22 protein-coding genes are annotated in these 25,911 nt (G+C 70.7%); 9 read left to right on the top strand and 13 right to left on the bottom strand.

The window, feature by feature from the left end; translation table 11 throughout:
* Positions 1-116 precede the first annotated feature (116 nt).
* A complete protein-coding gene (locus tag ACIF8S_RS18885; RefSeq protein ID WP_400000170.1) occupies positions 117-2,393 on the bottom strand; it encodes a transglycosylase domain-containing protein in 2,277 nt (758 codons plus the stop codon).
* A 428-nt stretch (positions 2,394-2,821) separates the two neighbouring features.
* Here ACIF8S_RS18885 and ACIF8S_RS18880 point away from each other — a divergent pair, with 428 nt between their 5' ends.
* Positions 2,822-3,160 (top strand): WhiB family transcriptional regulator, encoded by a 339-nt coding sequence (locus ACIF8S_RS18880; protein ID WP_024885781.1) that lies wholly within the window; start codon positions 2,822-2,824, stop codon positions 3,158-3,160.
* 270 nt (positions 3,161-3,430) lie between these two features.
* Here ACIF8S_RS18880 and ACIF8S_RS18875 read toward each other — a convergent pair whose 3' ends face one another.
* The 4 genes from ACIF8S_RS18875 to ACIF8S_RS18860 form a co-directional block, all read right to left on the bottom strand.
* A complete protein-coding gene (locus tag ACIF8S_RS18875) occupies positions 3,431-4,813 on the bottom strand; it encodes an ArsA family ATPase (protein WP_400000169.1) in 1,383 nt (460 codons plus the stop codon).
* A 211-nt stretch (positions 4,814-5,024) separates the two neighbouring features.
* Complete coding sequence (locus ACIF8S_RS18870; RefSeq protein WP_400000168.1) at positions 5,025-6,002, bottom strand: ArsA family ATPase; 978 nt, start codon at positions 6,000-6,002, stop codon at positions 5,025-5,027.
* Positions 6,003-6,114: 112 nt separating this feature from the next.
* A complete protein-coding gene (locus ACIF8S_RS18865; RefSeq protein WP_400000167.1) occupies positions 6,115-6,384 on the bottom strand; it encodes a GntR family transcriptional regulator in 270 nt (89 codons plus the stop codon).
* A gap of 1,345 nt (positions 6,385-7,729) precedes the next feature.
* Positions 7,730-9,400 carry a recombinase family protein gene (locus ACIF8S_RS18860; protein WP_400000166.1) on the bottom strand — a complete coding sequence of 557 codons (1,671 nt, stop codon included), beginning with the start codon at positions 9,398-9,400 and terminating at the stop codon, positions 7,730-7,732.
* Between the two features lie 25 nt (positions 9,401-9,425).
* On the opposite strand from ACIF8S_RS18860, the gene ACIF8S_RS18855 reads away from it, so the two are divergent.
* The 4 genes from ACIF8S_RS18855 to ACIF8S_RS18840 all read left to right on the top strand — a co-directional run bounded on the left by ACIF8S_RS18855 (position 9,426) and on the right by ACIF8S_RS18840 (position 11,972).
* On the top strand, positions 9,426-9,602 hold the full coding sequence (locus ACIF8S_RS18855; RefSeq protein WP_103543799.1) for a DUF4177 domain-containing protein: 177 nt from the start codon (positions 9,426-9,428) through the stop codon (positions 9,600-9,602).
* Positions 9,599-10,069, top strand: coding sequence for a RidA family protein (locus tag ACIF8S_RS18850; protein ID WP_400000165.1), 471 nt, complete (start codon positions 9,599-9,601; stop codon positions 10,067-10,069). The genes ACIF8S_RS18855 and ACIF8S_RS18850 overlap by 4 nt, the downstream gene beginning before the upstream one ends.
* A 194-nt stretch (positions 10,070-10,263) precedes the next feature.
* Positions 10,264-11,145: an NUDIX hydrolase gene (locus tag ACIF8S_RS18845; RefSeq protein WP_400000164.1), complete on the top strand. Its 882-nt coding sequence runs from the start codon at positions 10,264-10,266 to the stop codon at positions 11,143-11,145.
* Positions 11,142-11,972 (top strand): MBL fold metallo-hydrolase, encoded by an 831-nt coding sequence (locus ACIF8S_RS18840; protein WP_349795209.1) that lies wholly within the window; start codon positions 11,142-11,144, stop codon positions 11,970-11,972. Before ACIF8S_RS18845 ends, ACIF8S_RS18840 begins: the two co-directional genes overlap by 4 nt.
* 150 nt (positions 11,973-12,122) lie before the next feature.
* On the opposite strand, the gene ACIF8S_RS18835 is transcribed toward ACIF8S_RS18840, so the two are convergent.
* Positions 12,123-12,797 carry a Crp/Fnr family transcriptional regulator gene (locus ACIF8S_RS18835; RefSeq protein ID WP_006132548.1) on the bottom strand — a complete coding sequence of 225 codons (675 nt, stop codon included), beginning with the start codon at positions 12,795-12,797 and terminating at the stop codon, positions 12,123-12,125.
* Between the two features lie 362 nt (positions 12,798-13,159).
* On the opposite strand from ACIF8S_RS18835, the gene nth reads away from it, so the two are divergent.
* From nth to ACIF8S_RS18820, 3 genes are all read left to right on the top strand, one after another.
* On the top strand, positions 13,160-14,284 hold the full coding sequence (gene nth / locus ACIF8S_RS18830; RefSeq protein WP_400000163.1) for an endonuclease III: 1,125 nt from the start codon (positions 13,160-13,162) through the stop codon (positions 14,282-14,284).
* 91 nt (positions 14,285-14,375) lie between these two features.
* Entirely contained in the window at positions 14,376-15,071 is a 696-nt protein-coding gene (locus ACIF8S_RS18825; RefSeq protein ID WP_349795208.1) for a CoA pyrophosphatase, read from the top strand.
* A gap of 45 nt (positions 15,072-15,116) precedes the next feature.
* The gene (locus ACIF8S_RS18820) at positions 15,117-16,316 is read left to right on the top strand and encodes a MarP family serine protease (RefSeq protein WP_400000162.1); all 1,200 of its coding nucleotides are present in this window, start codon (positions 15,117-15,119) and stop codon (positions 16,314-16,316) included.
* A gap of 48 nt (positions 16,317-16,364) precedes the next feature.
* Here ACIF8S_RS18820 and ACIF8S_RS18815 read toward each other — a convergent pair whose 3' ends face one another.
* The 5 genes from ACIF8S_RS18815 to ACIF8S_RS18795 form a co-directional block, all read right to left on the bottom strand.
* Positions 16,365-16,547: a hypothetical protein gene (locus tag ACIF8S_RS18815; protein WP_078540982.1), complete on the bottom strand. Its 183-nt coding sequence runs from the start codon at positions 16,545-16,547 to the stop codon at positions 16,365-16,367.
* Positions 16,548-16,685: 138 nt separating this feature from the next.
* On the bottom strand, positions 16,686-17,636 hold the full coding sequence (locus tag ACIF8S_RS18810; RefSeq protein WP_349795206.1) for an alpha/beta hydrolase: 951 nt from the start codon (positions 17,634-17,636) through the stop codon (positions 16,686-16,688).
* Positions 17,633-18,121 carry a phage holin family protein gene (locus tag ACIF8S_RS18805; protein ID WP_349795205.1) on the bottom strand — a complete coding sequence of 163 codons (489 nt, stop codon included), beginning with the start codon at positions 18,119-18,121 and terminating at the stop codon, positions 17,633-17,635. The genes ACIF8S_RS18810 and ACIF8S_RS18805 overlap by 4 nt, the downstream gene beginning before the upstream one ends.
* 85 nt (positions 18,122-18,206) lie before the next feature.
* The gene (gene nhaA, locus ACIF8S_RS18800) at positions 18,207-19,643 is read right to left on the bottom strand and encodes a Na+/H+ antiporter NhaA (protein ID WP_400000161.1); all 1,437 of its coding nucleotides are present in this window, start codon (positions 19,641-19,643) and stop codon (positions 18,207-18,209) included.
* Between the two features lie 315 nt (positions 19,644-19,958).
* A complete protein-coding gene (locus ACIF8S_RS18795; protein WP_400000160.1) occupies positions 19,959-20,267 on the bottom strand; it encodes a hypothetical protein in 309 nt (102 codons plus the stop codon).
* A 133-nt stretch (positions 20,268-20,400) separates the two neighbouring features.
* Between ACIF8S_RS18795 and ACIF8S_RS18790 the strand changes: the two genes are divergently transcribed.
* Positions 20,401-20,868, top strand: a complete 468-nt coding sequence (locus ACIF8S_RS18790) for a hypothetical protein (protein WP_400000159.1) — start codon at positions 20,401-20,403, stop codon at positions 20,866-20,868.
* A 227-nt stretch (positions 20,869-21,095) separates the two neighbouring features.
* Here ACIF8S_RS18790 and acs read toward each other — a convergent pair whose 3' ends face one another.
* Both acs and ACIF8S_RS18780 read right to left on the bottom strand, forming a co-directional pair.
* Positions 21,096-23,051, bottom strand: coding sequence for an acetate--CoA ligase (gene acs / locus ACIF8S_RS18785; protein WP_400000158.1), 1,956 nt, complete (start codon positions 23,049-23,051; stop codon positions 21,096-21,098).
* A gap of 193 nt (positions 23,052-23,244) precedes the next feature.
* Positions 23,245-25,749, bottom strand: a complete 2,505-nt coding sequence (locus ACIF8S_RS18780) for a bifunctional SulP family inorganic anion transporter/carbonic anhydrase (protein WP_400000157.1) — start codon at positions 25,747-25,749, stop codon at positions 23,245-23,247.
* Between the last annotated feature and the right edge of the window lie 162 nt (positions 25,750-25,911).

Raw genomic sequence — 25,911 nt, 5'->3', positions numbered from 1 at the left:
CGGCTGCGTACGGTACGTCGTCTCCGTGACGGAACAGCCGTAACGGCGGGCGGCCCCTTCCCCACCCGGGGAAGGGGCCGCCCGCCGTTCGCTTCGTCCTTGCCGCCCGCCAGGGCTCAGCGGCGGCCGCCCGGCCCGTTGCCCGGGCCCTGGATGAAGCCTTCGGGGAGGGAGATGCCCGGGTTGGGCTCGTCGCCTCCGCCTCCGCCGTCGCCGCCTCCGTTGCCGTTGCCGCCGTTGATCAGGCCGCCGATGAAGCCCTCGTCGCCGTTGCCGCCGTCGTCACGGTCGCCGTCGCCGCCGGGCTTCCCGGGCTTGTTCGGCTTCGGGATGTGCACCGTGTGGAACTCCGGTGCTTCCTTGCCCTCCAGGGCGCCCGTCATGGCGTCGCGCCAGATGGGGCCCGGGACGGCGCCACCGAAGACCAGCGAGTGGTACTGGCCGCCGATGGTGATGTCCCGCATCTTCACCTTCTGGGTGGCGCTGCCCACCCACACGGCGCCCGACATGTTCGGCGTGTAGCCGACGAACCAGGCGTTCCTGCGCTCGTCCGTCGTACCCGTCTTACCGGCGTTGTCGCGTGCGTCGCCGAGGCCTGCCTGCTGGCCCGTACCGGAGTCGACCACGCCCTGGAGCAGGGTGTTCACCGTGTCCGCGGTCTGCTCGCTCATCGCCCGCGAGCACGTCGACTTCGGGACCGGCAGTGACTTCGACTGGTCGCCGTTCTTCTGGGTGATCGACTCGATGGCGACCGGCGTGCAGTACATGCCCCGCGAGGCGAAGGCCGCGTAGGCGCTCGCCATCGTGAGGGGCGAGAGACCGGTGGAGCCGAGGGTCATCGAGGACGGCACCTCGGGGATCTTGTCCCCGTTGCCCTGGACCACGCCGAGTTTGTCGGTCATCGTCACCACCGGGCACATCCCGATGTCCTCGATCATCTGCACGAAGTAGGTGTTGACCGACTTGGCCATCGCCTCTTCCAACGGGTACGGCCCGACCTCGGACTCGTTCTCGTTCTCCAGCTTGTAGTTGTCGTCGTTCACCCACGGCTTGTCGCAGCCGCGCACGGTGTCCGGGTACGGCATCTCGTACGGCGCGGAGTACGTCTGCGTCGGAGGCCGGCCCTCCTCCAGGGCGGCGGCGGCCACGAACGGCTTGAACGTCGAACCGGTCGGGAAACCGAAGTTGGAGCCGCCCCAGGCCGAGTCCACGGAGAAGTTGATCTCCGTCTCGTCCTTGCCGTAGCCGTACGGCTTGGACTGGCCCATCGCGACGACCTTGCCGGTGCCCGGCTCCACCAGCGTGGAGGCGGCGGCGACCTTGTCCGACTGGTAGACGTGGTCCTTCAGCGCGTCCTGCACCGACTCCTGCGCCTGCGGGTCGAGCGTCGTACGGATGGTCAGGCCGCCCTGGTTCCAGGTCTTCGCCCGCTCCTCGCGGGTCTTGCCGAAGACCGGGTCGTTGAGGAAGACCTTCTCCACGTACTTGCAGAAGAAGCCCGCGCCGTTGGCCGCGGTGATGCAGCCGTTCTTCGGCTTGCTGACCTTGAGGCCCAGCGGGGCGCGTGCCGCCTCGGCGGCCTCCTCGGTCGAGATGTCGCCGACCTCGGCCATCCGCTGCAGGACGGTGTTCCGCCGCTTCTTCGCCTCGGCCTCGTCGTTGACCGGGTCGTAGCGGCTCGGCGACTGGACGATGCCGGCGAGGAGGGCCGCCTCCTGGAGGTTGAGGTCCTTGGCCGGCTTGGAGAAGTAGCGCTGGGCGGCGGCCTCCACGCCGTAGGCCTGCTGGCCGAAGAACGTGATGTTCAGGTAGTTCTCGAGGATCTTCTTCTTGCCCAGTTCCTCCTCGACCTGGATCGCGTACTTCAGCTCCGCGATCTTGCGGCCGATGGTCTGCTGGGTGGCCTGCGCGACCTTCGTCGGGTCGTCACCCGCCTCCTCGACGAAGACGTTCTTCACGTACTGCTGGGTGAGCGTGGAGGCGCCCTCGGAGACCTCACCGCTGCGGGCGTTCTTGTTGAGCGCGCGCAGCACGCCCTTCAGGTCGACCGCCCCGTGCTCGTAGAAGCGGGAGTCCTCGATGGCCACGATCGCCTTCTGCATGTACGGCGAGATGTCCTTGAGGTCGACCACCGTGCGGTCGCGTGAGTAGACGGTGGCGATGAGGCCGCCGTCGGCGTCGAGGATGGTGGTGCGCTGGCTCAGCGGCGGCGTCTTCAGATTGGCCGGGAGCTCGTCGAAGCTCTCGACCGAACCCTTCGCCGCGAGGCCCAGCGCGCCCACGGCGGGCAGTGCGATGCCGGCCATGACGGCCCCCGCGAGGACACTGACACCGAGGAACTTGGCGGCCTGCTGCGTGGAGGACAGACCACCGCCCGAGCGCTTCTTTGGCATGGGAGCAGCCTACGTTCTCATTCGCCGGACAAGCGTATATGCCTTGGCCTAAGCTGCACTCAACTGTCACAGCAGTGAGGCCACGTATCAATACGTCCGGCGACCCCGAATCGTTCCGGATCTTCTCGACTTTCTTCATACGAGTTCAGTTGAGAAGCGTGGAGACCGTGTCCGGATCGCCTCATGTGTCATGTGGTGCCCGTTGTGACGCGACGGAACTACCCCTATATGCCCCTTTGGTCCCGCATGTCGCCCCCTCACTCCCCCGGGTGATCTGCCGCTTACCCATAGTCCGTTCGGACCATTCAAGATTGGGCCCGCTGGGGGTGTTGCGCTGTGTCCACCTTCCGTAACGTCCTCAACTGGCGGCGGTGAATATGCCGCTGCCGCCGTGGGGGAGCCTCGATTCGGGAGAGGACGGCGCCGGTATGGGCTGGGTTACCGACTGGAGTGCGCAGGCTGCCTGCCGCACTACCGATCCGGATGAACTGTTCGTTCAGGGAGCAGCGCAGAACAGGGCGAAGGCGGTGTGCACCGGCTGCCCGGTGCGTACCGAGTGCCTGGCCGACGCGCTCGACAACCGCGTCGAGTTCGGCGTGTGGGGAGGCATGACGGAGCGTGAGCGCCGCGCGCTGCTGCGCCGGCGGCCGACCGTGACCTCCTGGCGCCGGCTGCTGGAGACCGCGCGCTCGGAGTACGAGCGCGGCACGGGCGTCGTGCCGCTCAGCGACGACGAGGTCTTCCAGGACTACGCCGCCGTGAGCTGAGAGCTTTCGGGGGCCCACGGCGCGTGCCCGGTTCCGTGACCGGGTGCACGCGGTCCCTCGGGGGCGGGTCTCGGAGTGCCGGGTTGCCCGCGCCGGCGGGGCGCGCCCCGCCTTTGCCGCGCCTTCTCGCGCGCGAGTGCGGAACGGGGCCGGCCCGGAGCCACCGAGTCCGTCGCCGTACGAGGTGTGACGTGCCGTTTCTCGTGGTGCCTGCGTGCCGCGCCTACGCCCCTTCCTGTCGTGCCGCGTAACAGGACGCTTCGCGTCACATCAGGGCGTTTCCGGCAGCTCCGGTCGCCCGGCAGCGAGCCGCTCGCCGATGTCCCGCAGCCCCGCGAGGTCGTGCACGTCGCCGGGCAGGGCGGCCACCTCGGCCACCGCCACCTCGGGGTGCAGCGCGGTGAAGCGGTCACGCGTGCGCTGCTCGCGCGAGAGCAGCTGCATGCGCTCGGCGTGCAGCCTCAGCAGGCCCGCGGTGAGACGGTCCACGGACCGCTCCGCGTCCGCGTCGCCGTCCGCTGCCGGATGGTCGGGAGCCGCGCCGGTACCGTCCTCGGTGGCGGGGGAGCCTCCGTCGGTGACGTTACGCGCGGATGATTCTGAACTGCCGTACGTGTCGGGAGAGTTACGAAGTCCAGCTTTCCCGTCCCCCTGATCCACAATGCGGGAGTCCTCAAGATTTTCCGCGGCGGCCAGCGCCCGCTCCGCCGACAGCCGGTCGGCGCCGCTGCCGTGCACCCGGTTGAGCACCAGACCGGCCAGCGGCATGTCCTCCGCGGCCAGCCGCTCCACGAAGTACGCGGCCTCGCGCAGCGCGTCCCGCTCCGGGGCCGCCACCACCAGGAAGGCCGTCCCGGGCGCCTGGAGCAACTTGTACGTGGCGTCCGCGCGGGTACGGAACCCGCCGAACATCGAGTCCATCGCGGCGACGAAGGTCTGTACGTCCTTCAGCAGCTGACCGCCCAGCACCTTGCCCAGCGCGCCGGTCATCATCGACATCCCCACGTTCAGGAACTTCATCCCCGCACGGCCGCCGACCTTGGCCGGCGCCAGCAGCACCCGGATCAGCTTGCCGTCGAGGAAGGAACCGAGCCGCTTGGGCGCGTCCAGGAAGTCCAGCGCGGAACGGGACGGCGGGGTGTCGACCACGATCAGGTCCCACTCGTCCCGGGACCGCAGCTGCCCCAGCTTCTCCATCGCCATGTACTCCTGCGTGCCGGCGAAGCCCGCGGAGAGCGACTGGTAGAAGGGGTTGCCCAGGATCGCGGCGGCCCGCTCCGGGTCCGCGTGCGCCTCGACGATCTCGTCGAAGGTGCGCTTCATGTCGAGCATCATCGCGTGCAGCTCGCCGCCCGCGGAGTCGTCGACGCCCTTCACCCGGCGCGGGGTGTTGTCGAGGGAGTCGATGCCCATGGACTGGGCGAGGCGGCGCGCGGGGTCGATGGTGAGGACCACCACCTTGCGGCCCCGCTCGGCCGCGCGCAGCCCCAGGGCCGCGGCGGTGGTCGTCTTGCCGACGCCGCCCGAGCCGCAGCACACCACGATCCGGGTGTCCGGGTTCTCGATCAGCGGGTCGATGTCGAGGGAGAGGGTGGGCGAGAGGTGGTGACGGACCGGGTCGTCCGTCTGCGCCGCTTCCGGACGACGGCTCATGACATCCCCTGCTTCCGGTGCTTCCGACTCGTGACGGGGCCGATACGGCGGTGGCGGTGGTGCGGGCGGGTGCGACAGGAACGCTCGGCGAGCGGCGACCGGGCCGTACGGCGACCGGTCACGGGCGCCCGCGTCCACGTCGTGCGGCCGGTCACGGCCGTCCGCGTCCGCATCGTGCGGTCGGTCACGGCCGTCCGGGTCGTGCGGCCGGTCACGAGACGCCCTGTCCGCGCAGCTTCCGCGCCAGCGCGTACAGCCCGGCCAGGTCCATCCCCTCCGCCAGCAGGGGCAGTTCGTGCAACGGCACCCCCAGGCCCGCCAGCACGGCCCGCTGCTCGGTCTCCAGCGCGTACCGCTCGGCGTACTCCTCCGCCTGCCCGAGCAGCGGCTCCACCAGCCGCTCGGCGTGGCCGCCGCGCCGCGCGCCGCCCAGCCCGGCGGACGACAGCGACCGTGCGACGGAGGAACGGGGGACGGACCCGACGAGTTCCAGGGCGTCCGCGTCCAGCACCTGCGGGCGCACCATGTTCACGATGACCCGCCCCACCGGCAGCCGGGCCGCGCGCAGCTCCGCGATGCCGTCCGCGGTCTCCTGCACCGGCATCTCCTCCAGCAGGGTCACCAGGTGCACAGCCGTCTCCGGCGACTTCAGCACCCGCATGACCGCCTGCGCCTGATTGTGTATCGGGCCGATCTTGGCGAGTCCGGCCACCTCGTCGTTGACGTTGAGGAAGCGGGTGATGCGGCCGGTCGGCGGGGCGTCCATCACGACGTAGTCGTAGACGAACCGGCCGCCGCGGTCCTTGCGCCGCACCGCCTCGCACGCCTTGCCGGTGAGCAGGACGTCCCGGACGCCGGGCGCGATGGTGGTGGCGAAGTCGATCGCGCCGAGTTTCCTCAGGGCGCGGCCGGCGCTGCCGAGTTTGTAGAACATCTGGAGGTAGTCCAGAAGGGCCAGTTCGGCGTCGATGGCGAGGGCGTACACCTCCCCGCCCCCGGGAGCGACGGCGATCTTCCGCTCCTCGTACGGCAGCGCCTGCGTCTCGAAGAGCTGCGCGATGCCCTGCCGGCCCTCGACCTCGACGAGAAGCGTCCGCTTCCCCTCCTCGGCCAGGGCCAGCGCCAGAGCGGCGGCCACCGTGGTCTTGCCGGTTCCGCCCTTACCACTCACGACCTGGAGCCTGCTCACGCCTTCGAGCCTAAATGCTTGCCGCGCGCAGTGGCGGCTCCGGGGGATGTTCCCGGCCTCGTGTGCCGCTCCATCGGCGCGGAGGTTCGTCCAGTCGAGTGCGGCAGCGCCCTCAGTGGTCCGGCAGCCGCTCGCTGACGAACGTTCCCAGGCCAACTTCGCCGCGCGTCCATCCTTCGGCCCGCAGGTGTGCCATGGCTTTCGCTGCCGTTGCGTTGACCACGCCGCATTCCTGCGCAATCTCCAACGTGGACGGGACACGACTGCCAGGCGGATACGCGCCGTCGCTGATGCGCCGAATGATCTCCGCCGCAATCTGCCGCCAGAGCGGGCGCGTCCTGTCCAGTTCGACCATGTGACCAGCGTGGGCAACCGTGGACATGTGCGCATCCGTGAATAACTGCGGATGACTGTGGGTGGGCTGCGCAACAGAAGGCCCCCCAGCAGCCGGCCAGGGCCACTGAGGGGCAGCGACTGACGCTGAGCTGGGTGCCTTCACAGAGCCTCTGGCAGCAGCGCTGGGCGAAGTGCTCGGGGTGCTGCGTACTGGTCAGCGAGCCGGGGCAGCCGCAGCCATGTGGCAGATGCTTCGCGGCGAGGGTGACAGCGTGCGCGAACCAGTCTGGGGAGACGCTGCGCGAGCACTGGGCGAGTCGCTGAAGCACAGCCAGGAAGGTGGCCGGCGATGAGCACTGTCGTCACGACCATCGCGCTGACTGCGCTCGCCTGGTTCGCCTGCGGGGCACTGATCAGGTGGGGAGCATCCCGCCGCTAGACACAGCCCACAAAGCACAGAACGGCCCGCTACGCCCCCTGGAATGCTCACGGAGGGCAGAGCGGGCCGTTCTCATGTCTGCGAGGCGCTTACAGGGCGCCCTGTGCGTGCAGCCAGCGGGCAATGCCGGGGGAGCGACCAGCAACCCAACCGAGCAATTCGCTGTCGTTCTTCGAAAGAGGGCGCACAGGCAGGAACCAGATTCCACACGCTGTGTTACCCGCCCTTTGCCAGCGGGTGAGCGTGGTCGGCATGTTTCGGCCGGCGCGCTGCCGCAGTAGACGCACAGGAACCGGTCATCGGACGTCATCAGGAAGCTTGCGGCGAGCCAGTGCGCGACCTGATCGGCAGCGCTGAAGGGTTCGATCTGGGCGCTCACCTTCAGCGCACGACGTTCGGCATTTCTGCGCGCCTTGCAGTTTCGGCACCGCTGTTCCCGGAAATCAGCGCGCGAGCGGTCCCGACTGAACTCATACCGCGTCAGCAGGCGTCCACAGCCACCAGCGGCAGGAGTCGTGCATTTCTTCGGAAGGTGCGAGTCACCCAGGTCTATCGGCCGGCGCGCGTATTCTGCTCTGCAGCTACGATCCTGACCATTTCGCTGGGCGCGCCATTCCGGGGCATTCGTCAGGCGCTCACGTTTCTGGGCATTCTTCGTTGCACGCACAGCCGGATCACTAACGCGCGCTGTCTGCGTCGCACGGTCACACACGGCGCAATACGGCTGCCGCCCATCTGGCGCCTTGCGATGCTTCCCGAATGCCCCCAGCGGCTTGACCCGGAAGCATTTGGCGCAAGCCTGTCTCGCGTAGCCTCGCCGCTTCGTCCGCTTCCATCTGTGCACGGTACTGGTCGCGCTCGGCGTCAGTCATAATGGTGTTTCCCTTGTTTGGGACACACGGCCGGCGAGTCCGCCAAGATCTGTCCGGCCCTGTGCCAATTGCCTACGGCGTTAAACCCATTCGATGGTCACGCGCGGTTCGATGACAGCCGCTGCTTTCGCACCCCGGCTCTTTTCGCTGGGAAGTGCCTTGCGTACAGTGATCCGCTTCACGAACAGCGCTACGAAACTGCGCCGTTCGTCCAGCGAGGCGCCCGCCCACCAGGTGCCAGGCCCTAGCGGATCCCCGTTCCAGTCAGGGTCATCACTTGCTGACCACTCATGAATCGGCAGCGTCAGCGTCCCCTCACGGCCCATGTCTTCCAGTCGCGCATCAGCGGCTGCGACCCTGGCTTGCTGCGTCCGCACGTCGTTGGCCCAGCGCTGCCGTCCGATAGCGTCGCCCCGGTACAGGTCTGCATCGTCATAGAGCTGCGTCAGTGCCCGCGTGGCGTCCGCCCGTTCCTGTACCAGCGTGCGCCGTTCCTGCGCTGTCTCCGCTGTCTCGTTGACCTCTGCGTAGTGGGCAGCGACACGTGCCAGGACGTCCCGCGATGCGTCGTCATACTCCGCTGTTGCGATCAGTCCGAAGATGCTGCGCACAACGTAGTCGTCCAGCGCCCTGCGGCTGATGTAGCTGCGCCCTAGGTGGTCGCCCGGCGTATCGCTCAGAGGCTTGCCAGCGGGCCGATTGCAAAAGTAGCTGGGTCGCTCGCTGTTGTTGGCGCTCATGGTGTACCCGCAGGCGCAGCCCATGATCCCCTGACTGGACAGCAGGCCAGAGCTGCGAGGGGCGTTGGCGCGCACAGGGCGAGCGTCCAGCCACTCTTGCAGGGCGAACCAGTCGGCGGGCGGCAGGATCGGTTCCCAGGCAGCCAGCGGCCGGCCCTCAGCGTCACGGCGGATCCGGTGCCCGGTCACCCTGCCCTCTGCGCTGTATATGGCGTCAGCGTCGAACCCAGCGATGTGCGGATGACGCAGCATGCGGATGAGGGTCTTCGGATACCAGGAACTGCCCGCTGACTTCTTACCGCGAGCCGTGCCCTGCGTGGCCACGCCTTCGGTGTTCAGCATCGTGCACAGCGCGCCGATGGTGTGGTTGTCCTCGCTGATCAACTTGTGCAGGCGCCGGATGACGTCCGCCTGCGCTGGTTCGACGTCCAGCAACTGCACGGCAACTGGCTTGCCTTCTGCGTTCGTCCGGATTTCCTGCCGGAAGCGACGGCCATACGGCGCCTTGCCTCCGACGTACCCGCCCAGTGCGCGAGCCTGAGCAGCAGCGTCACGGACGGCAGTGCTCTTGGTCTTCGATTCCTGGTGCGCAGCGTCCAGCCGGAAGATCAGATGGATCAGGTCCATGGTGTCGCCCGGCCGGAAGATGCCCTCAGTGGTGGACACGATGGTCACGCCCAGCGACAACAGTTCGTTCACGATCGGGATAGCGTCGCGCGGTTCGAGCCGAGACAACCGGCTGATGTTGTAAACGATCATGACGTTCACGCGCCCCATGCGGCAGTCGCGCAACAGCCGTTCGAAGTCTGGCCGTTCGGTTCCGCTGTAGGCGCTGATACCGACGTCTTCGTAGTGCCCGCACCACACAGCCTCGCGCCCCTGGTGCGCCGACTCCTTGGCGAACAGTTCGAACCTGGCGTGATTCGCAGCGCGCTGGCTCGCTGGTGACGTCTCACTGCCGTTGACTCGCCCGTATGACTGCCGCGTATAGCCTGCGACGTGAAGGTTCATCCCCGTTACCACCTTTGGAGTTGTCATGGCGGAACCGTACCGTCGTTCATGGGAATACGCGACTGTGCCGCTGCTCGTCCACGCAACGAAGCAGATTCTGGACACCTGGGGCGAGGACGGCTGGGAGCTCGTCCAGGTCGTGCCCGGGCCGAACAACCCCGAGCAGCTGGTGGCCTACCTGAAGCGCGAGAAGCAGGCATGAGCGGCGTCGTCGAGGCCCGGCTGGCCGAGCTGGGCCTGAGCCTGCCGGAGGTCGTCCCGCCGCTCGCCTCGTACCAGCCGGCCGTCATCTCGGGCCGCTACGTGTTCACGTCCGGCCAGCTGCCGATGGTGGACGGCAAGCTTCCGACGACCGGCAAGGTCGGTGCGGAGGTCACCCCCGAGGAGGCCAAGGACCTGGCCCGCACCTGCGCGCTGAACGCGCTCGCCGCGGTCAAGTCCGTCGTCGGTGACCTGGACCGCGTGGCGCGCGTGGTGAAGGTCGTCGGCTTCGTCGCCTCCGCCGCGGACTTCACCGGCCAGCCCGGCGTGGTGAACGGCGCGAGCGAACTCCTGGGCGAGGTGCTCGGCGACAAGGGCGTCCACGCCCGCAGCGCGGTGGGCGTCGCGGTCCTGCCGCTGGACGCCCCGGTCGAGGTCGAGATGCAGATGGAGCTCACGGAGGCGTAACCCTCCGGAGCGCCCCGCGCGCGTTTCCTTCGGTACGCACCCTCGCCCCGGCCGTGGCCCCCTCGCCAGGCCGGGGCGACGGCCGTCCGGCCCCGCTGCTCCGGGCGGGTGACGACGGCCGCCCCCGCGCCCGTGCTCCCCGCCCGCCCCGAGGGGCACTCGAACATCCGGGCGTCTCGGGATAGCCTCCGGCCATGGCGAATGCGCAGGCTGGCGGGCAGTGGTACCCCCCGGAGTGGCCCGAGCGGATCAGGGCGCTCGCGAGCGGTGAGCTGACTCCCGTCACGCCGAAGCGGGCGGCCACCGTCATGCTCCTCAAGGACACCGCCGGCGGACCCGCCGTGCACATGCTGCGCCGCCGTACGTCCATGGCGTTCGCGGGCGGCGCGTACGCCTACCCCGGCGGCGGTGTCGACCCGCGCGACGACGACCGGCACGTCCGCTGGGCCGGCCCCTCGCTCGACTGGTGGGCGGACCGGCTCGGCGTGGACCGCGCCGGCGCCCAGGCGATCGTCTGCGCGGCCGTGCGGGAGACGTACGAGGAGGCCGGCGTGCTGCTGGCCGGCCCCGCCCCGGACTCCGTGGTCGGCGACACCACCGGCGCGGACTGGGAGGCGGACCGCGCCGCGCTCGTCGCGCGCGAGCTGTCCTTCGCGGAGTTCCTCGACCGGCGCGGGCTGGTGCTGCGCTCGGACCTGCTCGGCGCCTGGACCCGCTGGATCACCCCCGAGTTCGAGCCCCGCCGCTACGACACCTGGTTCTTCGTCGCCGCGCTCCCCGAGGGCCAGCGCACCCGCAACGCCTCCACGGAGGCCGACCGCACGGTGTGGATCACCCCGCGCGAGGCGGCGGCCGCGTACGACCGGGGTGAACTGCTGATGATGCCCCCGACGATCGCGACCCTGCGCCAGCTCACGGCGTACGACACGCCGGCGGAGGCGCTCGACGCAGCGCCCGAGCGGGACCTCACGCCGGTGCTGGCCTCCGCGCGCCTGGTGGACGGCGAGATCGTCCTTTCCTGGCCGGGGCACGACGAGTTCACCAAGCACATCCCGACCGGGGGAGCCCCCGCATGACGGACGCCACCGCCCTTCCCGGCCAGCCGCGCGGCGGGGTCCTCTCCGGTCCCGCGACCGCGCGGGCCGTCAACGTGCTCGCCCCGAACCCCTCGGCGATGACGCTGGACGGCACCAACACCTGGATCCTCTCCGAGCCGGACTCCGACCTCGCCGTCGTCGTCGACCCGGGACCGCTGGACGACGGGCACCTGCGGCACGTCATCGGCACCGCCGAGCAGGCGGGCAAACGGGTCGCCCTCACCCTCCTGACGCACGGTCACCCCGACCACGCCGAGGGCGCCGCCAGGTTCGCCGAGCTGACCGGCACGAAGGTCCGCGCCCTGGACCCGGCGCTGCGGCTCGGCGACGAGGGGCTGGCCGCCGGGGACGTCGTCACCGTCGGCGGCCTGGAGCTGCGGGTCGTCCCGGCCCCGGGGCACACGGCGGACTCCCTGTGCTTCCACCTGCCGGCGGACCGGGCGGTCCTCACCGGCGACACCGTGCTGGGGCGCGGCACGACCGTCGTGGCCCATCCCGACGGCCGCCTCGGCGACTACCTGGACACCCTGCGCCGGCTCAGGTCGCTCACGGTCGACGACGGCGTCCACACGGTGCTGCCCGGGCACGGGCCGGTGCTGGAGGACGCGCAGGGTGCCGTGGAGTACTACCTCGCTCATCGCGCCCACCGGCTCGCCCAGGTGGAGACGGCCGTCGAGGACGGCCACCGCACCCCGTCCGAGGTCGTCGCCCACGTCTACGCCGACGTCGACCGCTCCCTGTGGCCGGCCGCGGAGCTCTCCGTGCGCGCGCAGCTGGAGTATCTGAAGGAGCACGGCATCCTCTGACGGGGTCCGTCTTCCGTGCCGTGCCCCGGACATATCCGTGGCCTGACCCCGGACACATCGGCGGCCTTACCCCGGACACCCCTGCGCCCCCCACAGGCCGGGGGCCGCGGGGGGCGCAGGGGTGGTTCTGGGTGGTTCCGGGCTGAGGCGTCAGCGGGAGCGCTTGGCGAGGCGTTCCACGTCGAGGAGGATCACCGCGCGGGCCTCCAGGCGGAGCCAGCCGCGCTGGGCGAAGTCCGCCAGGGCCTTGTTGACCGTCTCGCGGGACGCGCCGACCAGCTGGGCCAGCTCCTCCTGCGTGAGGTCGTGCACCACGTGGATGCCTTCCTCGGACTGCACGCCGAAGCGGCGGGACAGGTCGAGCAGGGCGCGCGCGACACGGCCCGGAACGTCGGAGAAGACCAGGTCGGACATGGCGTCGTTGGTCTTGCGCAGGCGGCGGGCGACGGCCCGCAGCAGCGCCGTGGCCACCTCGGGGCGGGCGCTCAGCCAGGGCGTCAGGTCGCCGTGGCCCAGGCCCAGCAGCTTCACCTCGGTGAGGGCCGTGGCGGTCGCGGTGCGCGGGCCCGGGTCGAACAGGGACAGCTCACCGATCAGCTCGCCCGGGCCGACCACGGCGAGCATGTTCTCGCGGCCGTCGGGGGAGGTGCGGTGCAGCTTCACCTTGCCCTCGGTGACCACGTACAGGCGGTCGCCGGGGTCGCCCTCGTGGAAAAGTGAGTCGCCCCGTGCCAGGGTCACCTCACTCATGGAGGCGCGAAGCTCCGCGGCCTGCTCGTCATCGAGCGCCGCGAAAAGCGGGTTCCGCCGCAGAACGTCGTCCACGAGTACTCTCCTTGTCGACCTGCTCAGGGGATCTTGTTCCCCAACGTGCCAGGGGACCGTGGTTCCCATTTTGCCGGACGGTCCAAACAGTGTGATCTGTCACAAGGATGCCGCACGGGTCGGCCGGGGTAAGCGGCAGGGGTCCAATTGGACGCCGATCTTCGCGGTCCGGGGCGGATGTCCGTGTCGGGTCGTAGGCTGGCCGGGTGTCCAAATCGCCGGTGAGAGCACAGGCCGAGGGGGCTGCGCGGGTGAGTTCAGGTCGTGATTCCGCTGTGGGCGAACAGGGCTCCGATGGCGGTAGGGAAACGACGAAAGCGGCGAAGCGGTCGGCGTCGCGGGGAGCCGCGACGCCGGACGACGTGAGGACGTCCGGCCGGGGCCGCACGGGAGCGACCGGTGCGGCCAAGAAGGCCGCCGCCAAGAAGGCCGCCGCCAAGAAGGCTCCCGCCAAGAGGGCGGCTGCCAAGAAGGCGTCCCCCGCAACGCAGGAACCCGGCGACAAGAAGGCCGCGCCCGCCAAGAAGGCGCCCTCTGCCAAGAAGGCGACCCCCGTTGCCGGGAAGGCGCCCGCGGCCAAGAAGGCGTCCTCCGCCAAGAAGGCTGCTCCTCTCAAGAAGGCGCCCGCTCCCAAGAAGCAGGTTGTCGCGCCCAAGAAGGCCACCGCCGCGGTGTCGGCCGCGCCCGCCAGGACCGTCGACCCGCACCCGCGGGGCGAATCCCGCACCGCGCTGGTGCGGCGGGCGCGCCGGATCGACCGCGAGCTCGCCGAGGTCTACCCGTACGCCCACCCCGAGCTGGACTTCGAGAACCCCTTCCAACTCGTCGTCGCGACCGTGCTGTCGGCCCAGACGACCGACCTGCGCGTCAACCAGACGACGCCCGGACTGTTCGCGAAGTACCCCACCCCCGAGGACCTGGCCGCCGCCAACCCGGAGGAGGTGGAGGAGATCCTCCGCCCCACCGGCTTCTTCCGCGCCAAGACCAAGTCGGTCATCGGGCTGTCCAAGGCGCTCGTGGAGCAGTTCGGCGGTGAGGTGCCGGGCCGCCTCGAGGACCTGGTCAAGCTGCCCGGCGTGGGCCGCAAGACCGCGTTCGTCGTGCTCGGCAACGCCTTCGGGCGCCCCGGAATCACCGTCGACACCCACTTCCAGCGCCTGGTGCGCCGCTGGCGCTGGACCGAGGAGACCGACCCCGACAAGATCGAGGCGGCGGTCGGCGCGCTGTTCCCCAAGAGCGACTGGACCGACCTGTCCCACCACGTCATCTGGCACGGCCGCCGCATCTGCCACGCCCGCAAGCCGGCCTGCGGTGCCTGCCCGATCGCCCCGCTCTGCCCGGCGTACGGCGAGGGCGAGACGGACCCGGAGAAGGCGCGGAAGCTGCTGAAGTACGAGAAGGCAGGTCAGCCGGGCCAGCGCCTGAAGCCCCCGCAGGCGTATCTGGACGCCGGCGGCCGGCCCGCCCCGCCGCTGGGGGCCGGATGACGGCACGGCGGGCACCCGCGCGGACCGCGGAACGATCCCGGGGCCGCCGGGCGTTGGACCCGTGGGACGGGGCAGGACGACGGGGGTGGGTATGACGCGCGCGAGCGGGACGCAGGGGGGTCCGGTGACCCTCAGCAGGGACGGGCTGCCCGCGTGGCTGGACCCGGTCGTCGGCGTGACCGAGACGATCGCGCCGAAGCAGCTCAGCCGCTTCCTGCCGCCGGGGGACGGCTCGGGGCGGCAGTCCGCCGTCCTCATCCTCTTCGGCGAGGACGAGCGTGGCCCCCAGCTGCTGCTCATGGAGCGGGCGACCTCGCTGCGCTCGCACGCCGGCCAGCCGTCGTTCCCCGGCGGTGCCCTCGACCCGGAGGACGGCGATCCGCAGGGCGACGGACCGCTGCGCGCGGCGCTGCGCGAGGCCGAGGAGGAGACCGGGCTCGACCCGTCCGGCGTGCAGCTCTTCGGCGTGCTGCCGAAGCTGTACATCCCCGTCAGCGGTTTCGTCGTCACCCCCGTGCTCGGCTGGTGGCGCGAGCCCAGCCCGGTCGGTGTCGTCGACCCGAACGAGACGGCGCGGGTCTTCACCGTGCCCGTGGCCGATCTCACCCACCCGGACAACCGGGTGACCGCGATCCACCCCAGCGGCTTCCACGGGCCGGCGTTCCTGGTCGAATCGGCCCTCGTATGGGGGTTCACCGCGGGTGTCATCGACCGGTTGCTGCACTTCGCGGGCTGGGAGCGTCCCTGGGATCGGGACAAGCAGGTCCCGCTGGACTGGCGGGCGTGACAGGGTGGTCGCCGTGCTGCGTAGGACAAGGCGAGGCTTGAATCGGTGAACGTGCTGGACATCCTGTTGCTGGTGGCCGCCGTGTGGTTCGCCGTGGTCGGCTACCGCCAGGGCTTCGTCGTCGGCATCCTGTCGGTGGTCGGCTTCCTCGGCGGCGGACTGGTCGCCGTCTACGCACTGCCCGTCATCTGGGACGTGATGACGGAGAACTCCGAGGTGAGCACCGCCGCCGCCGTCGTAGCGGTCGTGATCGTCATAGTCTGCGCCTCCGTCGGCCAGGCCCTGACCACGCACCTCGGCAACAAGCTGCGCCGCCACATCACCTGGTCACCGGCCCGGGCGCTGGACGCCACCGGCGGCGCCCTGGTCAACGTCGTCGCCATGCTCCTGGTCGCCTGGCTGATCGGTTCCGCCCTGGCGGGGACGACGCTGCCGACGCTCGGCAAGGAGGTGCGCGGCTCCAAGGTGCTGCTCGGGGTCTCCCGGGCGCTGCCGGACAAGGCCGACATCTGGTTCGCCGACTTCTCCTCCGTCCTCGCGCAGAACGGCTTCCCGCAGGTCTTCAGCCCGTTCGCCAACGAGCCGATCACCGACGTCCGCCCGCCGGACCCGGCGCTCGCGGGCAGCCCCGTGGCGCTCCGCGCGCAGCGTTCCATCGTCAAGGTGACGGGTACCGCGACGAGCTGCGGCAAGGTCCTGGAGGGCACCGGCTTCGTCTTCGACGACCGGCGCGTCATGACCAACGCCCATGTGGTGGGCGGCGTCGACGAGCCGGTCGTGCAGATAGGCGGCGAGGGCAGGAAGTACGACGCGACGGTCGTCCTGTACGACTGGGAGCGCGACATCGCCGTGCTCGACGTACCCGACCTGGACGCACCCGCGCTGCGCTTCGCCACGGAGGACGCGGGCAGCGGGGACAGCGCCATCGTCGCCGGCTTCCCGGAGAACGGCGCGTACGACGTCCGCGCGGCGCGGCTGCGGGGCCGCATCACGGCCAACGGCCCCGACATCTACCACCGCGGCACCGTGCGCCGCGACGTGTACTCGCTGTACGCGACGGTCCGTCAGGGCAACTCCGGCGGCCCGCTCCTCACCCCGGAGGGCGAGGTCTACGGCGTGGTCTTCGCGAAGTCGCTGGACGACGCCGAGACGGGTTACGCGCTCACCGTCGACGAGATCCGCGAGGACATCGCCGAGGGCCGAACCGCCACCCAGCAGGTGGACAGCGACAAGTGCGCGCTCTGAGCGGGTGCTGCCGGACCGGCGGCCCGGACGAGAGGGGCAGACGGACCGTCAGCCGCGCGGGTGACGCAGCCGGACCGAGACCCAGCGCGCACGGCGGCGGAGGATGCGCGGGATTCCGACCCTGAGGTCCGTAGCTGCCATCTGTGGTGCACCGCCTCGCTGGTGGGAACCCATACCGCTCGCCGAGCGGCGATTGCGGCTTGCGTCACTGTAGTCGTGCGTCCAGCCCATACCCCGACGTGTGCCCCCGCCCCAAGGTCCATAACCGCCTGAGGGGCGGCCAATTGGCCTATGCGCCAGGCAATTGGCGTTCGTAGGACAAGCGTTCAGGCCGCGGGGGTGTGACGGGTACCGAGCGCGTCCGTACGGTCACCGATCCGGCTCGGGATCCTTCAGCCAGTTGATCAGTTCCGTCGAGAAGGTGACCGGGTCCTCCTCGTGCGGGAAGTGCCCCAGCCCGTCGAACAGGCGCCACCGGTACGGCGCTTCGACGTACGCGCCCGAGCCCGCCGCGCTGCGCGTGCGCACCACGGGGTCCAGTGAGCCGTGCAGATGCAGGGTCGGCACCCGCACCGGGCGCTTCATCCTGCGGTTGAACTGGATGCCGTCGGGGCGCGCCAGAGACCGCACCATCCAGCGGTACGGCTCGATCGAGCAGTGCGCGGTGGACGGGATGCACATGGCCCGCCGGTAGATCTCCAGGGCCTTCTCGTCGGGCGGCTGCGGCCCGGACCAGTCCTGGATGAGTTGTGCCACCAGAGCCCCGTCGTCCGCGGTGAGCCGGCGCTCCGGGACCCACGGCCGCTGGAACCCCCAGATGTGCGACTGGGCGGCCGTCTGCCGGGCGTCGGCGAGCATCGAGGAGCGCCAGCGCCTCGGATGCGGCATCGAGGACACCGCCAGCCGCCGTACGAGCTTGGGGCGCATGGCCGCGGCCGTCCAGGCCAGGTAGCCGCCCAGGTCGTGGCCGACCAGCGCCGCGTCCGGCTCGCCCAGGGAGCGGATCACACCGGTGATGTCCAGCGCGAGGTTCGCCGGGTCGTAGCCGCGCGGGGTGCGGTCGCTGCCGCCGACACCCCGCAGGTCCATGGCGACGGCCCGGAAACCGGCGTCGGCGAGCGCCGTCAGCTGGTGCCGCCACGTCCACCAGAACTGGGGGAAGCCGTGCAGCAGCAGCACCAGCGGGCCGTCGCCGAGCTCCGCGATGTGGAAACGGGCGCCGTTGGCGGCGACGTCCCGGTGGATGAGTCCCGGGCCGCCCGGGATGTCCAGGCGTACGACCGAGGCTGGTTGCGCCGAAGGAGTGGCGGGGTCCGTCATGAGGACGAGCGTGCCACAGCCTCGATGGCCTCGGGGCCACGGTGCTCGGGGAGCGCCGGACGCGGGTGCGGCTTGGCCTTCTGCAGGACGCCGGCCGTCTCCTTCATCGAGGCGGCGACCTTCTGCGGACCACGCCCCTTCTTGGCCTTCTTGGCGAAGGTGACGCCGATCAGCGCGAGGAGGCCGGCGACGATGCAGTTCGCCGCGAAGGACAGCAGGAAGCACCACCCGAGGTTCCAGCCGCTCCAGGTGCGGATGCCGTACGCCAGCGCGAAGTTCAGCATCGGCAGGGAGAACAGCAGCAGCACGCCCGCCGCCATGAACGCGCCACCGCTGGTCGCGCCCCGCTTCACGTCCTGCCTGAGCTGAGCCTTCGCCAACGCGATCTCGTCGTGCACCAGGGCCGACATCTCCGCCGTCGCCGAGGCGAACAGCTGGCCGATGCTGCGTTCGGCGCCGACCGGGCTGCCGTCGGGTGCGCTCATCGCGGTCTCCCTCTTCTGCGTACGCGTCGCGTACGTCCGTCGTGCCTGCGCGGGACGGTCCCGTCTTTTGTACCGTCTCGTCAGATCATGCCGGACCGTCGTGCCGATCGCCTGCCCCGCCCGGCACTTCGGCAAGCGCGTCCCGTTCGGCGGCCTTCTCCCGGGCGAGTCGGCGGTGCTCCGCGGCCTTCTTCTCCAGGAGCTCGGCCATGCGCAGGTGGTACTCCGGGTCGTCCTGCTCGTAGACGTCCGGCACGCCGCTGAGGTCCTCGTCCCGCTCCTCCTCCTCGGCCAGCTTGCGGTACTTGGCGTTGCGGATCTTCAGCAGGACGGTGGCCAAGGCGGTCGCGATCAGCGAACCGGCGAGGACGGCGGCCTTCACGCTGTCCGTCATCGTCGCGTCGTCCTCGAAGGCGAGCTCCCCGATGAGCAGCGACACGGTGAAGCCGATACCGGCGAGCGTCGCCACGGCGAACACGTCCGGCCAGGCCAGGTCGTCGCTGAGCGAGGCGCGCGTGAAGCGGGACGTCAGCCAGGTGCCGCCGAAGATGCCGAGCGTCTTGCCGAGGACCAGACCGAGGACCACGCCCAGCGTCTCGGGCTGGGTGAACACCTTCGCGAGCGCGTCCCCGGAGATCGCGACTCCGGCGCTGAACAGGGCGAACAGCGGGACCGCGAGACCCGCCGACAGCGGCCGGACCAGGTGCTCGATGTGCTCGCCGGGGGACTGCTCCTCACCCTCGCGGCGGTGGCAGCGCAGCATGAGGCCCATCGCGACGCCGGCGATGGTGGCGTGGATGCCGCTGTTGTACATCAGCCCCCAGATCACCAGCGCCAGCGGCACGTACACGTACCAGCCGCGCACGCCCTTGCGCAGCAGCAGCCAGAAGACGAACAGGCCCACCACCGCGCCGCCCAGCGCCGCGAAGTTCAGCTGCTCGGTGAAGAAGACGGCGATGATCAGGATCGCGAACAGGTCGTCCACGACGGCGAGGGTGAGCAGGAAGGCGCGCAGCGCGCTGGGCAGGGAGGTGCCGATGACGGCGAGGACGGCCAGGGCGAACGCGATGTCGGTGGCGGTGGGCACGGCCCAGCCGGCGAGGGAGCCACCGCCCACGCCGGCGGTGATCGTGTAGACCAGCGCGGGCGCGATCATGCCGCACAGGGCGGCGACGACCGGGAGTGCGGCGGCCTTGGGATCGCGCAGGTCACCGGCGACGAGCTCACGCTTGAGCTCGATACCGGCGACGAAGAAGAAGACCGCGAGCAGACCGTCGGCCGCCCAGTGCGCCACGGACAGGTTCAGCCCGACGGCCCCGGGACCGATGTGGAAGTCACTGACGCTCTCGTAGCTGTCGTGCAGCGCGGGTATGTTCGCCCAGACCAGCGCGGCGACGGCGGCGAGCAGCAGCAGCACACCGCCGACGGTCTCGGTGCGCAGCGCCTCCGCGACGTAGTTGCGTTCGGGCAGGGAGAGGCGTCCGAAAGCCTTGCGGGGGGTGGGGGTGCGGGGGGCGCTCACGGTGTGGTCCTTCGGTCGGCGGGCAGCACGAATCGCGTGCCGACCAGACTTCCCGGCGCCCCATGAGACAGCGTGTTGTGTTCTTTAGCGTAGCTAACGTGCCCCGAGGCCGCACCAGCAACACCTCTGGGCCCGACGCGGGAGGCCCCCGGGGTCGTCGCGGTGAATCGGGCGGGACGAACGGTGCTGACCTGCGGTGATGCGCCAGGCGGGCTGCTGCTGCCCGGCTGCGACACATGCGTCGAGGAGCGCTGTGACGTGGCTTGCCTCACAGGACGGGTGCCAGTGGGTGAGACATACGCAGTCGCGGTGCCCTCAGTCCTCTCCGCAGGCCAGGGCCTTCTTCTTGGCCTCGATCTCTTCCAGGGTGGTTACGCGCAGGCGCCGCCGTCCGCGTGTGACACGTCCGGACCCGACCACGGCAGGGGCCGCGGCCGTTCTTCCGGTCGTCTCCCCGTCTGCCGGCCCGGTGGTATCAGGCCTTCCGATGCCGGCGAGCAGTTTCTCCACAGGGCGGGCGCACACGGCGCACAGGTCTGTCTCGACGGTCCTGCCGTCGGCCGACGCGATCGTGTAGGTGACGGCGGGCCTCCGCCGATCCACGTCACACGCGGTGACCTGCATCTTCACACCTGCCCTTGCCGGTTGAGTACGTCCTCAGGTTACCGGTGTGAAGATCCGGTGAGCGTGCCCGATACCGTGATCGAAAACGTTGCGGGGGGTGCGGGAAAACCGTGCGACGCGAGTAGGAGAGGCCGTGCCGAAGCGCAAGATCGTGGATGAGGGCGAGGTCGTCCGCTGGTTCGAGGAGGGGTGGACCTACCAGCAGATGATCGAGGAGTACCGGAGGAAGTACGGAATCGACACCGTCTCGTCGATGTGGGGGAACTTCCGGCACCGCAAGGGCCTGCGCAGGCGTATCGCCCGAGATGACGACCTGATCCCGTGGGCTGTGAAAGCCGAGCACCGTCACCAGTACCCGCTGGCGATGTTGCGCGTGGAGGGCCGGTACCGCGCGGGCATGGACCTGGACGAGAACTCGGCCAAGCGGCTGGAGTCCTGGCGACGAACGCTGGCGGAGGAGAACGCTGTCGTCCACTACGACCCCGACACGAAGGAGGGTTTCTTCTACGTGCCTCGTGAACCGCACGACGACGACCTGATCCGTCGGCCCCGACGCAAGACGACCTTGCGCCGCAACGCCGACGAGCGCCGGGACACCTGAGGAGCGGGTGGGCGCACTCGCCGCCTTGAGCGGGAGAGCACGCCATGGGCGTGGGCGAACGGGCAGGGCCGGGTCACGGAGTGGCCAGGCGTGCCCGGCTGCCCGGCCACCGTGACGGCGAGGCCCGCCGACGGGTGGGGTGCCGGACGGAGTCCCCGCGCGAGTCGCGAGCGACCCGGCCCGGGGGCACCGTGTGGGCATACCCCACCCGTGACAGGTCCGCCGTTCTAGTCCTCGCTCGGCGCAGCCGGCAGCTTGGTCTGGATGAGGTCCATGACCGTGGAGTCCGTCAGCGTGGTGACGTCCCCGAGCTGGCGGTTCTCCGCCACGTCCCGCAGCAGGCGGCGCATGATCTTGCCCGAGCGGGTCTTCGGCAGCTCGGCCACCGGCAGGATCCGCTTGGGCTTGGCGATCGGGCCCAGCGTGGCGCCCACGTGGTTGCGGAGCTCGCCGACCAGGTCCTCGCTCTCCGCCGCCGTGCCCCGCAGGATCACGAAGGCGACGATCGCCTGGCCGGTCGTCTCGTCGGCGGCGCCCACCACGGCCGCCTCGGCGACCGACGGGTGGGAGACCAGCGCGGACTCGACCTCCGTGGTGGAGATGTTGTGGCCGGACACCAGCATCACGTCGTCGACCCGGCCGAGCAGCCAGATGTCGCCGTCGTCGTCCTTCTTGGCGCCGTCACCGGCGAAGTACTTGCCCTCGAAGCGCGACCAGTAGGTGTCGATGAACCGCTGGTCGTCGCCCCAGATGGTGCGCAGCATCGACGGCCACGGCTCGGTGAGGACCAGGTAGCCACCGCCGCCGTCGGGCACCTCGCGCGCCTCGTCGTCCACCACGGTGGCGGAGATGCCGGGCAGCGGCGTCTGGGCGGAGCCCGGCTTGGCCTCGGTCACGCCCGGCAGCGGGGAGATCATGATGCCGCCGGTCTCCGTCTGCCACCAGGTGTCGACGACCGGGGTGCGGTCCGCGCCGATGTTCTTGCGGTACCAGATCCAGGCCTCGGGGTTGATCGGCTCACCGACGGAACCGAGCACCCGCAGCGACGACAGGTCGAACTTCGCGGGGATGTCGTCGCCCCACTTCATGAACGTCCGGATCGCGGTGGGCGCCGTGTAGAGGATCGTCACCCCGTACTTCTGCACGATCTCCCAGAAGCGGCCCTGGTGCGGCGTGTCCGGGGTGCCCTCGTACATGACCTGGGTGGCGCCGTTGGCGAGGGGGCCGTAGACGATGTACGAGTGCCCGGTGACCCAGCCGACGTCGGCGGTGCACCAGTAGACGTCGGTCTCCGGCTTGAGGTCGAACACGGCCCAGTGCGTGTACGACGTCTGGGTCAGGTAGCCGCCGGAGGTGTGCAGGATGCCCTTCGGCTTACCCGTGGTGCCCGAGGTGTAGAGGATGAACAGCGGGTGCTCGGCCCCGAACGCCTCCGGGGTGTGCTCGCTGCTCTGCCGGTCGACCACGTCGTGCCACCACACGTCGCGGCCCTCGGTCCAGGCGACGTCCTGGCCGGTGCGGCGGACGACCAGGACGTGCTCGACGCTCTCCACCCGGCCGACGGCCTCGTCCACGGCCGGCTTCAGTGCGGACGGCTTGCCGCGCCGGTAGCCGCCGTCGGCGGTGATGACCACGCGCGCGTCGGCGTCCTGGATACGGGTGGCGAGCGCGTCGGCCGAGAAGCCGCCGAAGACCACGGAGTGCGCGGCGCCGATGCGGGCGCAGGCCAGCATCGCCACGGCGGTCTCGGGGATCATCGGCATGTAGACGGCGACCCGGTCGCCCTTGCGGACCCCGAGCTCCAGCAGGGCGTTGGCCGCCTTGGAGATCTCGTCCTTGAGCTCGGCGTAGGTGATGGCGCGGCTGTCGCCCGGCTCACCCTCGAAGTGGATCGCGACCCTGTCCCCGTGGCCGGCCTCCACGTGCCGGTCGACGCAGTTGTAGGCGACGTTGAGCTCGCCGTCCTGGAACCACTTGGCGAACGGCGGGTTCGACCAGTCGAGGGTCTCGGTCGGCTCCTTGGCCCAGGTCAGCCGACGGGCCTGCTCGGCCCAGAAGCCGAGCCGGTCAGCCTTGGCCTGTTCATACGCCTCCGCGGTGACGTTGGCGTTCGCGGCCAGGTCGGCGGGGGGCGCGAAGCGTCGCTCCTCCTTCAGAAGGTTGGCCAGGCTTTCATTGCTCACGGCATCTGCCTTTCCCAGGGTGTCCGTTGTGTCCCAGGCCACAGCTCATCAGACCCGGGGGTGCGATGACAAGGGTCGACGGGAAATTGGTTTAGACCTGTCGGGGCCCTGTGCGGGCGCCCGACAACCCTTCCCACGGGGCGGGGAGCAAGCCGGTTCAAGAGGTGTAACGCCTCTCACATCCGGCCGTCTCTCACACCGCCAGGTCCACGTCCCGCACCCGGTCGAACACCCGGTCCTCACCCTGCTCGGTGAGGAGATACGCCTGGGCCTCACCCACATGGAAGTACAGCCCGTGCAGTTCCAGCGCCCCGTCCCGCAGCGCGCGGGCCACCGAGTCATGGGCGCGCAGATGCTCCAGCTGCTGGACCACGTTGGCCAGGCAGAGCCGCTCGACGTCGTCGGCGGGGGCCCGCCCGGTCAGCCGCGGCGCGGGCGCCCCGGCGTCGCGCAGGCGCTCCACGCTCGGCCCGCCGTGCCGCAGCCAGCGTCTCAGCGGCGTGGTGACGGAGCCGGCGGGCCGGGAGTCGAGCAGCGCCTGCATGGCGCCGCACCCCGAGTGGCCGCACACGGTGATCGAGCGCACCGCGAGTACCTCGACGGCGTACTCGATCGCGGCCGCCACCGAGTCGTCGCCGCTCTCCGTGCCGGGCGGCGGCACGAGATTGCCGACGTTGCGCACCACGAACAGGTCGCCCGGGCCGCTGGACGTGATCATCGACGTGACCACGCGGGAGTCGGCACAGGTGAGGAACAGCTGGGAGGGCTGCTGTCCTTCGCGCGCGAGCCGTGCCAGCTCCCCCCGGACCAGGGGCGCCGTCCTGCGCTGGAACGTGCTGAGTCCGCGCACCAGTTGACTGCCGCCCGTGTCGCCCGCCCGGGCGGGGGTGTGCGTACCGGTCCCGTCGGGGGCGGCCGGTGCCGGTCCGGCCGTCGCGGGGTGGGTCCATGCCTTCGCGGGGCCGCTCGGCGTCGTCGTACCCGGCGGGGGCGCGGTGTCCGGCGGGCCGGAGGACGGGTGGTCGCACTGGTGGTTGCGCCAGGCCGTCCAGGGGCGGCAGCGGCAGTCGCCGGTGCCGTCGGCTTCCGCGTCCGTCCCGGCCGCGGGCCCGGAGGTGAGGACCGCGGGCTCGGCGATCCGTACCCCGGCGCGCCGGCCGGTGATCTCCACGGTGCCGCCCCGCGCGGTGTGCGTGTTCTGCCAGTCCTGCAGCGTCTCGTACGCCGCGTGGTCCATGAAGGAACCGTCCAACGACACGACCACGTCGGCGCCTTGCGGCACGAGATGCAGCGCCCGGCTGAGCCGTGGCACCGCGAGGAACGTCAACTGCCCGCGGACGTGGACGTGATGCGTCCCGTTCGCCTCCCGGTGCGTGATCCGGGTCCGGGTGAGCCGGTGCAGGGCCACCCCGACGGCCACGCCGATGCCGAGCGCCACGCCCTCCAGCACACCGAAGGACACCACGCCGAGGGTGGTCACGGCGTAGACCATGACCTCACGGTGGCGGGTCACCGTGCGGATGTGGTGCAGGGACACCATCTGGATGCCGACGGCCATGACCAGGGCGGCGAGCGCGGCGAGCGGGATGAGCTCCAGCAGCGGGACCAGGAGCAGCGCGGCCGCCACCACCAGGACGCCGTGCGCCATCGTGGAGTTCCGGCTGACGGCGCCCGCGTGGACGTTCGCGGTGCTGCGGACCGCGACTCCGGCGACGGGCAGGCCGCCGAGGGAGCCGGAGACGACGTTGGCCGCGCCTTGCCCCAGCAGTTCCCGGTCCAGGTTGGAGCGGACGACGTCCCGGGAGGCGGGCCGGGCGGCCGCCAGCTTGTCCACGGCCACCGCGCCGAGCAGTGACTGCACGCTGCACACCAGTGTCGTGGTCAGCACGGCCGCGACGAGGCCGAGCACCGGGCCCTCGGGCAGCCCGGCCAGGGCGTGGCTGCGCCACGACGGCAGGTCCACCAGGGGCAGGACCAGACCGGCCGCCGCGGCGACCGCGGTGGCGGCGGCGACGGCGACGAGCGCGGCGGGCACCTTGCGCAGCAGGCGCCCGGCCCGGCCCGGCAGCCGGGGCCACAGCAGCAGGACGGTCAGGGCCAGCACGCTCACGGCCAGGGCCGCGGGATCCAGGTGCGCCAACTGGGCGGGGAGCGCGCGGAGGTTGTCGGGCACGGAGCTCTGCGGCTCGCCCCCGAGCACGATGTGCACCTGGGCGACGGCGATGGTGACGCCGATACCGGCGAGCATGCCGTGCACGATCGCGGGGCTCACGGCGAGGGCGCCGCGAGCCACCCGCAGACAGCCGAGCCCGAGCTGGGCGAGGCCGGCGAGGACGGTGACGGCGCAGGTGGTGCGCCATCCGTAGTGCTGGATGAGGTCGGCGGTGACGACGGTGAGGCCCGCCGCCGGTCCGCTCACCTGGAGCGGTGAGCCGCCGAGCCGTCCGGCGACGAGTCCGCCCACGGCCGCGGCGACCAGGCCGGCCTGGAGCGGTGCGCCGGTGGCGAGGGCGATGCCGAGGGACAGGGGGAGCGCGATGAGGAACACCGCGATCGCGGCCGAGAGGTCGGCGCCCGCGATGCGGAAGCGGCGGGGACGGCCGGGCGGTGGCGGGCTGTGCGGCGGATGGGCGCGCTCGGTGTGCGCCGAGTCGGTGTGCGTCGAGTCGGTGGTGCCGGCGGGAACGCAGGCTGACATGGTCTCCCGTCTCCTTCGGGTCTGCGCGGTCGCGTGACGTGTGGCCCCGCTCGGTGCGAGCGGTCGCGGCCGTGGGGCACGGCCCCAGAACGGCGGGATGAAGCAACACTCAGTAAACAGAGCGTAATTGTGAGTAAAGGGCTGGCATAGACTTTCCGGGCA

The sequence above is a fragment of the Streptomyces sp. NPDC085937 genome (genome assembly GCF_044540535.1).
Taxonomy (GTDB): domain Bacteria; phylum Actinomycetota; class Actinomycetes; order Streptomycetales; family Streptomycetaceae; genus Streptomyces.
The sequence above is the reverse complement of the archived record's forward strand: the minus strand, read 5'-3'. Positions and strand labels throughout refer to the sequence as shown.